Annotated in this window: 14 protein-coding genes; 10 read left to right on the top strand and 4 right to left on the bottom strand. The window is 67.1% G+C overall.

Features of this window, described 5'->3' with window-relative positions:
• Window positions 1-372: 372 nt before the first annotated feature.
• Window positions 373-1,665 (top strand): DEAD/DEAH box helicase, encoded by a 1,293-nt coding sequence (locus tag QQK83_RS00065; RefSeq protein WP_284260403.1) that lies wholly within the window; start codon window positions 373-375, stop codon window positions 1,663-1,665.
• Between the two features lie 36 nt (window positions 1,666-1,701).
• On the opposite strand, the gene QQK83_RS00060 is transcribed toward QQK83_RS00065, so the two are convergent.
• A complete protein-coding gene (locus tag QQK83_RS00060; RefSeq protein ID WP_284260401.1) occupies window positions 1,702-2,877 on the bottom strand; it encodes an MFS transporter in 1,176 nt (391 codons plus the stop codon).
• A gap of 179 nt (window positions 2,878-3,056) precedes the next feature.
• Here QQK83_RS00060 and QQK83_RS00055 point away from each other — a divergent pair, with 179 nt between their 5' ends.
• From QQK83_RS00055 to QQK83_RS19335, 3 genes are all read left to right on the top strand, one after another.
• Window positions 3,057-4,076, top strand: coding sequence for an extracellular solute-binding protein (locus tag QQK83_RS00055; protein WP_284260399.1), 1,020 nt, complete (start codon window positions 3,057-3,059; stop codon window positions 4,074-4,076).
• Window positions 4,077-4,317: 241 nt separating this feature from the next.
• Window positions 4,318-5,205: an ATP-binding protein gene (locus QQK83_RS00050; RefSeq protein ID WP_284260397.1), complete on the top strand. Its 888-nt coding sequence runs from the start codon at window positions 4,318-4,320 to the stop codon at window positions 5,203-5,205.
• Complete coding sequence (locus tag QQK83_RS19335) at window positions 5,199-5,480, top strand: STAS-like domain-containing protein (RefSeq protein ID WP_349816205.1); 282 nt, start codon at window positions 5,199-5,201, stop codon at window positions 5,478-5,480. Before QQK83_RS00050 ends, QQK83_RS19335 begins: the two co-directional genes overlap by 7 nt.
• Before the next feature lie 141 nt (window positions 5,481-5,621).
• Here QQK83_RS19335 and QQK83_RS00045 read toward each other — a convergent pair whose 3' ends face one another.
• The 3 genes from QQK83_RS00045 to QQK83_RS00035 all read right to left on the bottom strand — a co-directional run bounded on the left by QQK83_RS00045 (window position 5,622) and on the right by QQK83_RS00035 (window position 7,990).
• A complete protein-coding gene (locus QQK83_RS00045; RefSeq protein WP_284260396.1) occupies window positions 5,622-5,966 on the bottom strand; it encodes a helix-turn-helix transcriptional regulator in 345 nt (114 codons plus the stop codon).
• Between the two features lie 11 nt (window positions 5,967-5,977).
• Complete coding sequence (locus tag QQK83_RS00040) at window positions 5,978-6,229, bottom strand: type II toxin-antitoxin system RelE family toxin (protein ID WP_284260395.1); 252 nt, start codon at window positions 6,227-6,229, stop codon at window positions 5,978-5,980.
• Window positions 6,230-6,295: 66 nt separating this feature from the next.
• The gene (locus QQK83_RS00035) at window positions 6,296-7,990 is read right to left on the bottom strand and encodes an ABC transporter permease (RefSeq protein ID WP_284260393.1); all 1,695 of its coding nucleotides are present in this window, start codon (window positions 7,988-7,990) and stop codon (window positions 6,296-6,298) included.
• A gap of 148 nt (window positions 7,991-8,138) precedes the next feature.
• Between QQK83_RS00035 and QQK83_RS00030 the strand changes: the two genes are divergently transcribed.
• The 6 genes from QQK83_RS00030 to QQK83_RS00005 form a co-directional block, all read left to right on the top strand.
• On the top strand, window positions 8,139-8,978 hold the full coding sequence (locus QQK83_RS00030) for an arsenate reductase/protein-tyrosine-phosphatase family protein (protein ID WP_284260392.1): 840 nt from the start codon (window positions 8,139-8,141) through the stop codon (window positions 8,976-8,978).
• A complete protein-coding gene (locus QQK83_RS00025) occupies window positions 8,975-9,973 on the top strand; it encodes an ArsJ-associated glyceraldehyde-3-phosphate dehydrogenase (protein ID WP_284260390.1) in 999 nt (332 codons plus the stop codon). Before QQK83_RS00030 ends, QQK83_RS00025 begins: the two co-directional genes overlap by 4 nt.
• Window positions 9,970-11,226 (top strand): organoarsenical effux MFS transporter ArsJ, encoded by a 1,257-nt coding sequence (gene arsJ, locus QQK83_RS00020; protein ID WP_284260388.1) that lies wholly within the window; start codon window positions 9,970-9,972, stop codon window positions 11,224-11,226. The genes QQK83_RS00025 and arsJ overlap by 4 nt, the downstream gene beginning before the upstream one ends.
• 61 nt (window positions 11,227-11,287) lie before the next feature.
• Window positions 11,288-12,118, top strand: coding sequence for a flagellar motor protein MotB (locus tag QQK83_RS00015; RefSeq protein ID WP_284260386.1), 831 nt, complete (start codon window positions 11,288-11,290; stop codon window positions 12,116-12,118).
• A 238-nt stretch (window positions 12,119-12,356) separates the two neighbouring features.
• Window positions 12,357-13,658: a flagellar hook protein FlgE gene (locus QQK83_RS00010; protein ID WP_284260384.1), complete on the top strand. Its 1,302-nt coding sequence runs from the start codon at window positions 12,357-12,359 to the stop codon at window positions 13,656-13,658.
• 26 nt (window positions 13,659-13,684) lie between these two features.
• The coding region (locus QQK83_RS00005; protein ID WP_284260382.1) for a flagellar basal body protein at window positions 13,685-14,024 on the top strand (340 nt) is incomplete at its 3' end.

Below are 14,024 nucleotides of genomic sequence, written 5' to 3'. Positions count from 1 at the left end.
CGGCGCTTACAGGAGCCACCCGCCGAGGGGAAGGGGCAGGGTGTCCTTGGGCGGCCGCTGTGGCCGAAAAACGGCGTACACATCCCGTACACATCGCGTACACACCGGGTGCATACGCGCGACGCGGCGCTTGACATGAGCCCCCGGAGCGCGCACATGCCAGCCATGTCGCCGCGCTGCCGCGTGAGCAGTCGGCCGGGGCACATGCCCCGCGGGCCTGACGGCGACAGACCCATCCCCAGTTCCCCTTCACGCAGGGTTCTGACGATCGTGGCCAGTAGACGGCCCGGTCGCACCCTTCGTCCGCCGCACCCGATGTGCGGCCCAATCTTGTGGCGACCGCGAGGACCGCGGCGCCCGAAAGGATACGAATTGTTCGATTTCGACATGCTTGGCCTGAACAAGGTTCTGCGCAACGCGCTCAAGGCCGGTGGCTTCGACAAACCGACCCCGATCCAGAACCAGGCGATCCCGCTTGCGCTGGAAGGTCACGACATCCTGGGGCTTGCCCAGACCGGCACCGGCAAGACGCTGGCCTTCGGTCTGCCGCTCATCGCGCATCTGATGGAAGAGGATACGCGCCCCCAGACCCGGACGGCGCGCGCGCTGATCCTTGCGCCGACGCGGGAGCTGGTGAACCAGATCGCCGACAGCCTGCGGCATTTCACGATGAACACGCCGATCAAGGTCGCCACCGTCGTGGGCGGCCAGTCGATCAACCGCCAGATCGGCACGCTGGCCCGTGGCACCGACATTCTTGTCGCCACGCCGGGTCGGCTGATCGACCTGATGGACCGCGGTGCGGTCGACCTGCGGCAGGCGCGGCACCTTGTGCTGGACGAGGCCGACCAGATGCTCGACCTGGGCTTTATCCACGCGCTGCGCCGGATCGCGCCCGCGCTGGGCACGCCGCGGCAGACGATGCTGTTCTCGGCCACCATGCCGAAGCAGATGGAGGAGCTGTCGCGCGCCTATCTGACCAATCCGCGCAAGGTTCAGGTCTCGCCCCCCGGCAAGGCCGCGGACAAGGTCACGCAATCGGTGCAATACGTCGAGAAGGGCGAGAAGCCGCGCAAGCTGCGCGAGATCCTCGACCGTGACCGGGACGCGCTGACGCTGGTCTTCGCGCGCACCAAGCACGGCGCGGAAAAGCTGATGAAGGGGCTGGTCGATGACGGCTACAACGCCGCCTCGATCCACGGCAACAAGAGCCAGGGCCAGCGCGACCGCGCGATCAAGGCCTTCCGCGAGGGGCAGATCACCACGCTGGTGGCCACCGATGTCGCCGCGCGCGGCATCGACATTCCCGGCGTGGCCTATGTGATCAACTACGAGCTGCCCGACACGCCGGACAATTACGTCCACCGCATCGGCCGCACCGCGCGCGCGGGCCGTGAGGGCGAGGCGATCGCCTTTTGCTGCGCCGAGGAGGTCGATTTGCTGGTGCAGATCGAGAAGCTGATGAAGGTGGAGATCCCGGTGTCCAGCGGCACGCGGCCCAAGGCGGTGAAGATGGAAAAGCCCCGCCGCGGTGGTGGCGGTGGCGGTGGCGCTGCCGGTCGCGGGCGCGGTGCGCCCAAGGCGCAGGGCAAGCCGCATGGCGCAGAGCAGCGGCCGGGCAACCCCGGCGCGAAGCGTCGCCGTCCGCGGCGTCGCGCGGCGTAAGCCGAGTGTGGTGGGCGCAACCGCCCACCTCAAGCGTCAGCCGGTCCGGTCCTCGGCCCGGCTGTAGATCGCAAGGCCGATCAGGATGACGAGGCCGATGAGGCCGAAGAGCGCGCCATAGGCCTCGGCCCCGGTGCGTGTGTCGGCGAGCGTGGCGAAGGTGGGGCCCGATGCGAATTGCATCACCCCCGCCCCGCCCATTCCGAACAGGTTGAGCAACGTCACCCCCCGCCCCGTCAGGTGCGGGGGGCAGAAGCTGCGCCCGTGGCTGATGACGATGGGATAGGACGCGCCCAGAAGCCCGATCAGGGCGAACATGGCGATGGCGGCTGTCGCGCCGGTGGGGGGCACAGCCCAGAAGCCAAGGCAGAGCGCGGCGACGCCGAGGTTGCCGATGAGGATCGGCCATTTGCGGCTGCGGAACAGCCGGTCGGCGGGGCCGTAGGCGAAATTGCCCGCCACCATGGCAAGCCCCATGACCAGCGTGGCCGTGCCCAGTTGGGCGAGGTCCGCGCCGAAGCGGTCGGCGAGATAGGGGCTGATCCAGAGGCCGCGCAGGCCTGCCGCCGGGAAATAGCAGACGAACATCATCACGAGGATCGGCCAGAGCTGCGGCATGCGCAGCAAGTCGAGGAGCGAGCCCTTCGCCTCGCCCTGGGGCTTTTCCGGGTCGCGGACGAGGAGGGCCATGGCGATGGCGATGGCGGCGGTGAGGGCCGCGAAGCCGCCGACGGTGGCGCGCCAGCCGAAGGTGTCTATCAGGATGGCGAGCGGGGCGGCGGCAAGGATGTTGCCGAGCGAGGACAGCCCCACGGTGACGCCCGCCAGCGTGCCGAAGACGGCGGCCGAGAATTGGCGGGCGAAGATGTAATAGGTCGACATCAGGATCGGCGCGCAGCCGATGCCGATGAGGATCATCGCCGCCGACAGCATGGCGGGGCTTTGCGCGGTGGCGAAGAGCGTGGCACCCCCCGCGCCGCCAATGAGGAACAGCGTGGCCGCCGTGCGCCGCGGCCCGAGGTGGTCGAGCGCCCAGCCCACGGGCAGCTGCATCAGCGCGAAGGCCGCGAACCACAGCCCCGAGGCGCGGGCGAGATCGCCGGTTGTGGCTCCGATATCGCTGGCCAGCGCAGGGGCCAGCACCGCGAGGAAGGCGCGGTAGAACTGGCTGAGCATGTAGGCGGCGATCAGGAACGCGATCCCTGCGCGCATTATGGTCCCTCCCCTCGTGCTGGCGGACCCTGCACCGTGGGCGGGGCCGCGACAAGCGGGCGCGGTGTCCGATGTTTTTTGTCGGGATTGTTGACAGGGGCGTCGGGATGGGATTGAAGGGCGGCAACCCAGCTGAGTAATTCAGTCAGGTATATCACGGCACAATCACGGAGCCTCCCATGACCCGCACGCTTGCCGCCCTTCTGGGCACCGCCATCGCCGCCTCGACGCTGACCGCGGCGCAGGCGCAGGAGCTGAACCTGTATTCCTCGCGCCACTACGACACCGACGAGCGGCTGTATTCCGACTTCACCGAGGCGACCGGCATCACGATCAACCGGATCGAGGGCAATGCCGACGAGCTGATCGCGCGGATGCAGGCCGAGGGCGAGAACAGCCCGGCCGATGTCTTCCTGACGGTGGATACCGTCCGGCTGGCCCGCGCGACCGAGATGGGGCTGCTGCAGCCGGTGGAAAGCGACGTGCTTGAGACGCGCGTTCCGGCCTACCTGCAGGATGACGGCAACCACTGGTTCGCGTTTTCGCAGCGCGCGCGCATCCTGTTCTACGACAAGACCGAGGTCGAGAACCCGCCGCTGACCTACCAGGACCTTGCGAAGCCGGAATACGAGGGGATGGTCTGCATCCGGTCCTCGTCGAACGTCTACACGCAGAACATCACCGCGGCGCTGATCGCGCATCTGGGCGAGGAGGCGGTGGCCGATTGGGCCGAAGCGGTGGTGGGCAACTTCGCCCGCGACCCGCAGGGCGGCGACACCGACCAGCTGCGCGGGATCGCGTCGGGTGAGTGCGACATCGCCATGTCCAACACCTATTACTTCTCGCGGATCATCCGCTCGGGCGACGACCAGATCACGCCTGAGCAGCTGGCGAACATCGGCTGGGTGTTCCCGAACCAGAACGACATCGGCGCGCATATGAACGTGTCGGGCGGCGGCGTGGCGGCGAACGCGCCGAACCGCGACAACGCGGTGCTGTTCCTGGAGTACCTCGCGTCGGAGCAGGCGCAGGAGTATTTCTCGGCGGGCAACGACGAATACCCGGCGGTTCCGGGCGTGGGCCTGTCGCCCTCGGTCGCGGCGCTGGGGATCTTCCGGCCGGACACGATCGACCTGAGCGACATCGCGGCGAACGTCGGCGCGGCGGTCGAGGTGCTGAACGGGGCCGGGTGGGAGTGATCTCTGCCGGTTATGCGTGAGCGGGCAGGCGCCTCCGGGAGGGGGCGCCTGTTTGCGTTGGGGGGGTGGCGGATGAGGCGCTTGCCCCAGTGTCGCTGGTCTGCAAGGTTGTGGAGGTGAGAGATTGTGGTACGGTCAAGCTCTTGGAAAACCCGGATATGTCCTTGAAACTAAGTTAGTAAATCGCGCGAAACAAACTGGACTTCGGGTTGTGGGGGTAGGAATGTGTTGAGGTGTTTGTATGAGTTCAGTCGTTTTTTCGGTGCCCAACCAAGCGCAATCAACCACGCTGTTCATGGAAACAAGGCAGGTCTTCGGCGACCTGTCCGTGTTGCCCAAAGCGGTGGTCATTGATTTCTCAACCCTTCGATTCTGTCGCCCACCCGCGGTCGTCTTTCTCAGCAACCTGACACATTACCTTATACGCAACGGGGTAAGGGTGTCTTGGCGTGGCCTTGATGAGCAACGGCAGGCCATTCGCTTCCTTGATGACTCTCTCTTTTTTCATCAACATTTGGGCCAGCGCCTCAACCCGGGCGCTTGTCCGCGGAGCACCACGCGTCCGCTTGTTGAAGTGAGACACACTGACTCCCATGCTTGGATCGCCTCTGATCTGATCCCATGGCTTCAGGGATGCTCAGGCCTACCAAGTGATGCTTTCGCAGAGTTCCGTACCTGCATGTCAGAGTTGTTCAACAACATCAGTGATCACACTGAGTTCGATGTGGGCTCGACCTTCGCCCAATGGTATCCCAACGAAAACAGGCTGCAGATCGCTATTGCTGACTTCGGAAGGGGAATTCCTGACGCAGTCCGTACTATTGAGCCTGATCATGATGATCAGTCAGCAATAACGAGGGCCTTCGACGAAGGATTCTCGTCAAAATCTCTGCCTACAAACCGTGGCGCTGGACTGCATTTCCTTCGTCAGAACGTGCTCGAACACCTTGGCGGTTCGTTGCGCGTCAGCTCGGGCGCTGGCTCGGTGCGATTCTCAAAAAGTGGAAATTCCTTAAGAAAGGAGCTATATTCTGGGTTGGGTTACTGTCCAGGAACCATGATAGAGTTCGACATCAGAACCGATCAAATCGACTTTGACGACGTAGGTACGGTAGACTTCCAATGGTGATAACTGTCCGTAACGTATCGAGATACGCCGACACCAACGCACAGGGCGACATGCTCTTCCGTGCGATGCTTGATGCTTTGCGCGTGCGAGAATCAATCACTGTCGACTTCGCTGGTGTCCAGAACGCGACAAGCTCGTTCGTGAACTCATCTTTCGTTAGGTTGTTGGATCACTACAGCTTTTCGGTCATCCAGAGGAGGCTTAGAATCATTGGCGTGAACCGCCAAATCGCAAACATGATCAGATCAAGGATGCAGTTTGAGGCGGCGGCTTAGGGCCTTAGCCGCCATCTCAAGCGATCTTCCCCACAATGGTGGGCAGAATGCCCACCCTACATCGCCACACAAGCCGTAGGCCGGGCTTCAGCCCGGCACACCGCGTCGGGTGGGTGAACCACGGCCATCCCGGCCGACCCCTCACCCCGTCAGGTCATCCACCGTCACGCCAAGCGCCCCCGCCAGGGTGCGCAGCGTGGCGACCGAGCCGTGTTTCCGGCCGGTCTCGATCTCGGCCACCGTCACGCGGTTGACGCCTGCCGCCTGGGCCAGTGCCGCCTGCGTCATCCCGCGGAGGTCGCGGTAGACGCGGAGGGGGTTTTCTCCGTCGATCAGGCGGGCCGCGTACTCCGCTGGGATCAACTCTTCCTCGCCCGCTGCAAGCGCGGCCTGCGCGCGGTCGTAGGCCTGCAGGTCGGCCAGGTCCTCGGCCGCGGCGCGGAGGCGGTCGTATTCCGCGCGCGGGATCGTCACCATCTCGTTCATGTCATGCCCTTTCAGTCATGAATGCCGCCCCGCGGGCCTATGTCGAGGATCGCCAGCACGCTGCCCCGGTCGTCCATGATCACCCGCCAATCGCCCACGCGCAGCCGGATACCCGTGCGGCCCTTGAGCGGTGTCACGTTGTTGGCCTGCGACGCGGGGTCGGTCGCATAGGCCTCGATCTTGGTGCGGATCAGCCTCGACGTGTTCGCAGGCATCCGACGCAGGGCGCGGATGGCGGCTTTCGTGTAGCTGACCTGCTTCATGATGTAGCTTTAAGCTACTTTTGGGGGCGGATCAAGCCGGATGTCGCTTTGGGCGACACCGCAGGGTCACACCCCCCGCTGCACCTGCCCCTGGGCTGCGTCCACGGCGTTGCCGACGGGGCGGCTTTCGCGCCCGATGCTCCAGCACAGGATCGCCACCGGGATCAGGCCGACGGCGCCGATGACGAGGCTGGGGACGGCGGCCTCGGCGAGGCGTTCGTCGGAGGCGAGGCGGTGGGCCTGCACCGCCAGCGTGTCGTAGTTGAAGGGGCGCAGGATGAGGGTGGCGGGCAGTTCCTTCATCACGTCGACGAAGACGATCAGGAGCGCGGTCAGGATCGAGGGTTGCAGGATCGGGACGTGGATGCGCCGCAGCATGGGCGCGGGGCCGTGGCCGAGGGTGCGCGCCACCGCGTCGACGTTGGGGTTCAGCGTGGCGAGGCCGGATTCGTAGGTGTTCAGCGCCACCGCCATGAAGCGGACCATGTAGGCGGCGATCATCAGCCAGATGGAGCCGGTGATCAGCAACCCGGTGTCGATGCCGAAATTCGCCTCCATCACGCGGTCGAGGGCGTTGTCGAAGGCGGCGAAGGGGAACAGGAGCCCCACCGCGATCACGCCGCCCGGCACGGCATAGCCGATGCCCGCGATGCGCATCGCCGTTTGCGCGCCGCGCGTCGGGTGGAGGCGGGCGTTGAAGCCCATGGTGATGGCCGCCGCCACCGTCAGAAGCGCCGCGATGGAGGCGAGCGTGAGCGAGTTCTGCAGGAAGCCGAGGTAGCGGGGGGTGAAGAGCAGTTGGCTTGCGCCCGAGGCGAGCGTCAGCAGGAGGGCGGTGGGCAGGAGGAAGCCGAAGAAGACCGGCAGGCCGCAGACGATCAGTGCCCCGGCGGCGGCGCGGCCTTTGAGTTGGGCCGGCTCCATCCGCTCGAACCGGCGGCCGGCGTCGTGGTGGCGCAGGTGGCGGCGTTGGCGGCGTTCGATGGTGGCGAGCGTCAGGGCCACGACCAGCAGGCAGAGCGCCAGCTGCGCCGCGGCGGCGCGGTCGAAGAGGCCGAACCAGCTGACGTAGATGCCGGTGGCGAATGTCTGGACGCTGAAATAGGCGACGGTGCCGTAATCGGCCAGCGTCTCCATCAGGGCGAGCAGGACGCCGCCCGCGATGGCGGGGCGGGCGACCGGGACGGAGACGCGGAAGAAAGCGCCCCAGGGGCCCTGCCCCAGGGTGCGCGCGGCGATATAGGCGGTGGAGGACTGCCGGAGGAAGGCCGCGCGGGCGAGCAGGTAGACGTAAGGGTAGAGGACGAGGGTCAGCATCGCCGCGGCCCCGCCGAGCGAGCGGATTTCCGGGAACCAGTAGTCGCGCGGGCCCCAGCCGGTGAGGTCGCGGAGCGTGGATTGCACCCAGCCGGGGTGGTCGAGCAGGTCGGTGTAGGCATAGGCCAGCACGTAGGCCGGGAAGGTCAGCGGGAGGGCGAGGGCGATCTCGAGGATGCGGCGGCCGGGGAAGCGGGTGGCGGTGACAAGCCATGCGGTCGAGGTGCCGATCACCGCGGTGCCGATGCCCACGATCAGGACCAGCAGCGCCGTGGTGCCCGCGTAGCGGGGCAGGACGCTTTGGGACAGGCTGACCAGCGTGTCCGTGCCGCCGCCCAGCGCGGCGATGCCCACGGCGGCCATGGGCAGGATGCACAGGCCGGCGGCCAGCCAGGCCAGGGCGGTCAGGCGGCGGGGGTGGTGGGATCTTGCGCGGTGGGCCATGGGCTTTGGGGCTTTGCGGCTCGGGTGTCGTCAATCCGATCTCTTTTGTCAGGATATCGGGCATTTGCAACCCGCCCCTCGGGGGGCGCGTGGGTCTGTCGCAAAAGCTTCACTTGTCTTTGCGCCATGCTTCGGTATTTCACGAAATATGGAAATACGGATCACCGACAGATTCGCGGCCCTCAGCCACCCGGCGCGGTTCGACGTTCTTCGCCTGCTGATGCGGCGGCATCCCGACAGGGTGCCCGCGGGCGAGATCGCCGAGGTGCTGGGCGTGAGAGCCAACACCTTGAGCGCGCATCTGGCCGAGCTGATGCGCGTGGGGCTGATCGAGCGGGAGCGGGTTGGAACCTCGCTCCGCTATGGCGCGGACCTTGCCGGGTTGGGCGAGGTGACGGCCGCGCTTTGGACCGACTGTTGCCGGGGGCGGCCGGACCTGTGCCCGCCCTTGGGTTTGGGCATGACCAAGGGGGACAGACCCATGAGCGACACACGCTACCGCGTGCTTTTCATCTGCACCGGCAATTCCGCCCGGTCGATCTTTGCCGAATCGATCCTGCGCAAGGTTGCGGGGGACCGGTTCGAGGCCTTCTCGGCGGGCACCCGGCCGCAGTCGGAGCTGAACCCGCTGGCGGTGAAGATGCTGGAGGACAAGGGCTATGACACCGCCGCGCTGCGCGCGAAGAACGTCACCGAATTCCAGGGCGCGGACGCGCCGGAATTCGATTTCGTCTTCACGGTCTGCGACCGTGCCGCGAACGAGGAGTGTCCGACCTGGCCGGGCCAGCCGCTGACGGCGCATTGGGGCACGCCCGACCCGGTGAAGGCCGAAGGGACCGAGGCCGAGCGGATGCTCGCCTTTCAACAGGCCTACGGCATGTTGCGCCACCGGATCAGCGCCTTTGCGGCGCTGCCGCTGGAGGCGCTGGACCGGATCGCGCAACAGACCGCGTTGGACGATATCGCACGGCAGGAGACGCCCGAATGACCACTTATGCGCTGAACGGCCTTGGCCGGATCGGGAAACTGGCCTTGAAGCCGCTCCTGGAGCGGGGGGCGAAGATCGCCTGGCTGAACGACGCGGTGGGCGATGCGGCGATGCATGCGCATCTGCTGGAATTCGACACGGTGCATGGGCGGTGGGATGCGGAGTTCGCGTCGGATGACGCAAGCATCACCATCGACGGGGTGCGGCTGCCGGTCTTCAACGAACGCGACCCGGCGAAGCTGCCGCTTGATGGCGTCGACGTGGTGATCGACTGCACCGGCGTCTTCAAGACCGAGGCGAAGCTTCAGCCCTATTTCGACGCGGGCGTGAAGCGGGTGGTCGTGAGTGCGCCGGTCAAGGACGGCGGGGCGGCGAATATCGTCTATGGCGTGAACCACGACATCTACGACCCTGCCGCGCATCGGATCGTGACGGCGGCAAGCTGCACGACCAATTGCCTCGCCCCGGTGGTGAAGGTGATCCACGAGGGGCTGGGCATCAAGCATGGCTCGATCACGACGATCCATGACGTGACCAACACGCAGACCATCGTGGACCGGCCCGCCAAGGATCTGCGCCGCGCGCGCTCGGCGTTGAACAGCCTGATCCCCACGACGACGGGCAGCGCCACGGCGATCACGCTGATCTATCCCGAGCTGACCGGCAAGCTGAACGGCCATGCGGTGCGGGTGCCGTTGCTGAACGCCTCGCTGACCGATTGCGTCTTCGAGGTGGCGCGGGAGACGACGGCGGAGGAGGTGAACGAGATGTTCCGCGTCGCCGCCGAGGGGCCGCTGAAGGGCATTCTGGGCTACGAGACCCGGCCCCTGGTGAGCGCCGATTACACCAACGACACGCGGTCCAGCATCGTCGATGCGCCCTCGACCATGGTGGTGAACGGCACGCAGGTGAAGGTCTACGCCTGGTACGACAACGAGATGGGCTATGCCCATCGGCTGGTCGACGTGGCGCTGATGGTGGGTGCCGCGCCATGAGCGACAGCGCGCGGCCCGAGGGGCTGGCGGCCTATGTCGCGGTGACGGCGGCCTATTGGGCCTTCATGCTGACCGACGGCGCGCTCAGGATGCTGGTCTTGCTGCATTTTCACACGCTGGGGTTCTCCCCGGTGCAGCTGGCGTATCTGTTCATCCTCTACGAGATCGCCGGAATCGTGACGAACCTGTCGGCGGGCTGGATCGCGGCGCGGTTCGGGCTGACCTCGACGCTTTACGCGGGGCTGGGGTTGCAGATCGTGGCGCTGCTGGCGCTGGCGCAGCTGGACCCGGAGTGGGGCATCGCGGCCTCGGTCGTCTTCGTGATGGTGGTTCAGGGGCTGTCGGGTGTGGCCAAGGACCTGTCGAAGATGTCGTCGAAATCGGCGGTGAAGCTGCTGGCCCCGACGGAGGGCGGGGGGCTGTTCCGCTGGGTGGCGCTGCTGACCGGGTCGAAGAACGCGGTGAAGGGGCTGGGGTTCCTGCTGGGCGCGGCGCTTCTGGCGCTGGCGGGCTTCGTGCCGGCGGTGCTGGGCATGGCGGGGGTGCTGGCGGTGATCCTGCTGGCGGTGGCCCTGCGCATGCCGCCGGGCCTGCCCGCGGGCCGGAAGGGGGCGAAGTTCCGCGAGGTCTTCTCGGACTCGGCCAACGTCAACTGGCTGTCGGCGGCGCGGGTGTTCCTGTTCGGGGCGCGCGACGTGTGGTTCGTGGTCGGCATCCCGGTCTATTTCTACGCGGTCCTGTCGGACGGCACGGTCGAGGGGAACCGGGTGGCGTTCTTCACGATCGGGACGTTCATGGCGGTCTGGATCATCCTTTACGGCGCGGTGCAGGCCAGCGCGCCGCGGCTCTTGCGCGCGCAGGCGCGGGGCGAGGCGGCGCTGATCGGCGGCGCCTGGGTCTGGGCCGGAGGGCTGGCGGTGTTGCCTGCCGCGCTGGCGGCGCTGGTGGCATGGGCGGGCGCGCCCGCGCCCTGGCTGACCGTGACGCTGATCGCGGGGTTGCTGGGGTTCGGCGCGGTCTTCGCGGTGAATTCCGCTTTGCATTCCTACCTGATCCTCGCCTTCACGCGGGCCGAGCGGGTGACGATGGACGTGGGGTTCTACTACATGGCGAACGCGGCGGGGCGGCTGATCGGCACGCTGTTGTCGGGGGTCAGTTACCAGCTGGGCGGCTTGCCCGCCTGTCTTGGCACCGCGGCGGCGATGCTGGGCTTGAGCGCGGTTTTCGCGCGGCGGCTCAGGCCCGTGGACTGAGGCGTTAAGGGAGTGTTGAGGGTTCTCTGCCAGCATCCGCCCGACACGAAGGGCCGGAGCCATGGCAGAGAACGAAGCGCAACCCATCATCGTCAAGCGCAAGAAGGTGATCGCCGGGGGCGGTCACCACGGCGGCGCGTGGAAGGTGGCCTACGCCGATTTCGTCACCGCGATGATGGCGTTCTTCATGCTGATGTGGCTGCTGAACGCGACCACGGAACAGCAAAGGAAGGGGATCGCCGATTACTTCTCGCCCACCATCCCGATCACGCGGATCTCGGGGGGCGGTGACGGGTCATTCGGCGGGGACAGCCCGTTTTCCGAAACGAACATCGCGCAGAACGGCACCGGTGCGACCAACCTGCGCCCGACCGAGGGGCGGCAGAGCCTTGGGCTGTCGGGGACCGACCACGATGCCGCCCGCGCCGAGGAGACCGCGGCGCTGCAGGCGCTGGAAGAGGCGTTGAGGGGCGACAGCCTGATCTCGGAGCAATTGCGCGCCCATGTGCAGACGCGGCTGACCGACGAGGGGCTGATCATCGAGATCTTCGCCCGGCGCGGCCAGCCGCTGACCGACCCCGCAACCGGTGCGCCGGCGCCCTGGCTGGCCGAGCTGGCGGTGGTGATGGCCGGGTTGTTCGGGATCGTCACCAACCAAGTCGCGGTCGAGGGGCATGTCGCCGCCGAACCGGTGGTCGTGGCCAGCGGGACGCGCTGGCAGGCCTCGATCGCGCAGGCGCAGGTCTATCGCGCGCTGCTGGAGGAGGCGGGCCTGCCGCCGGGGCGGCTGTCGCGGGTGACGGGGCATGCCGACCGCGACGCGGTGACGGCGAACCCGATGGACCCCCGCAACGACCGGATCGAGGTGATCCTGCTCAGACGCGACCTGTGAGCCGGGGGGGCGCGGCGTGCCTTGGGCCGCCCGGCGACCCCGACGGGTGCCCGGAGGCCGGAGGCGCGATGTGCCGGGGCTGATGGGTGGGGCCATGCAGGGCCATGCGAGGCCATGCGGGGCCATTGCAGGGAGCAGCGCGGGAAAATCGCTAGAATTCGATCTGTTAGGCCGGTCTTAACACCTCGCGCGCAAGGATCGGCCCGACACGACCCCATGCAGCAGAAAGGCGCATGAGATGACGATTTCCTCCTCGCTCAATTCCGGGGTGGCCGGGCTGAACACCAATGCCAGCAGGCTCGCCACCATCGCCGACAACATCGCCAACTCGGGCACCTATGGCTACAAGCGCGTGGTCGCGGATTTCCATTCGCTCGTCATCATGCAGAGCGACAGCAGCTATTCGGCGGGGGGTGTGCGCGCCTCGACCGCGCGGATGATCGACCAGCGCGGCACGCTGGTCAGCACGTCGAACCCCACCGATCTTGCCATCGGGGGGCGTGGGATGTTGCCGGTGACCAGCGCGGCGGCGCTCGACACGCGGGACACGGCGCTGCCGGTGCGCCTGATGACCACGGGGTCCTTCCGCCCCGATGCGGAGGGCGTCTTGCGCACCGCAACGGGCGAGGTCCTGATGGGCTGGCCCGCGAACGCGGACGGCACCATCCCGAATTTCCCGCGCGACACCTTTGCGGGGCTCGAGCCGATCCTGATCAACACCAACCAGTTCGCGGGCGATCCGACGACCTTCATGCAGCTGTCGGTCAACCTGCCCGCCACCTCGACCGATGCCGGGGGCGATGGTCAGTCCTTCGTGATGTCGGCGGAATACTACGACAACCTGGGCACCTCGCAGTATCTCGAGGTGACCTACACCCCGACGGTGCCCGCCGCGGGCATGAGCCACGCCTGGACCATGTCGATCCGCGACAGCGCGTCGGACGGGGCGCTGATCGGGGAATACACGCTCGGCTTCGACGATGCGCGCGGCAACGGCGGCAATCTCGATACGGTCAGCGTGGTCTCGGGCGGGGCCTATGACCCGGCCACGGGCAGCCTGTCGCTGACGGTTGCGGGCGGGCCGCTGGACCTGGCGATCGGGGCGCCCGGAGACGCCGGGGGGCTGACCCAGCTGTCCGACAGTTTCGCCCGCGCGCCGGTGGTCAAGAACGGCTCGCCCGTCGGCGACCTGAGCCGGGTCGAGGTGGACGCCAACGGCTATCTCCACGCGATCTACGACAGCGGGATCACCCGCGTGATCTACCAGATCCCGGTGGTCGACGTGCCCAACCTGAACGGGCTGTCGACGGGCGACAACCAGACCTATTCGATCTCGCCCGACAGCGGGCAGTTCTTTCTGTGGAACGCGGGCGACGGACCCACGGGCGAGATGGTGGGCTATGCCCGCGAGGAATCCACCACCGACGTGGCGGCCGAGCTGACCCAGCTGATCCAGACGCAGCGGGCCTATTCCTCGAACGCGAAGATCATCCAGACCGTCGACGAGATGTTGCAGGAAACCACGAACATCAAGCGCTGATCCGGGCCTGAGACCGGAGTGCGGCCATGACCATTTCCAGCGCCCTGTCGAACGCCCTTTCGGGCCTGACCGTCGCTTCGCGCGCGGCCGGGGTCGTCTCGTCGAACATCGCCAACGCGATGACCGAGGGCTATGGCGTGCGCTCGCTGAGCGTCGCCGCGCGCATCACCGGCAATGCCGGGCAGGGGGCCTGGGTGACCGGCGTGACCCGGCACGAGGATGCAACCCTCTTGGGCGAGCGCCGCCGCGCCGAGGCCGAGCTGGGCCGCAGCGGCACGCAGAGCGCCCATCTTGCCCGGCTCGAGGCTTTGGTCGGCACGCCGGACCAGCCCGGCAGCCTGACCGCGCGCGCCGCGGCGTTCGAGG

This window comes from Roseicyclus amphidinii (assembly GCF_030163755.1).
Taxonomy (GTDB): Bacteria; Pseudomonadota; Alphaproteobacteria; order Rhodobacterales; family Rhodobacteraceae; genus Roseicyclus; species Roseicyclus amphidinii.
The sequence above is the reverse complement of the archived record's forward strand: the minus strand, read 5'-3'. Positions and strand labels throughout refer to the sequence as shown.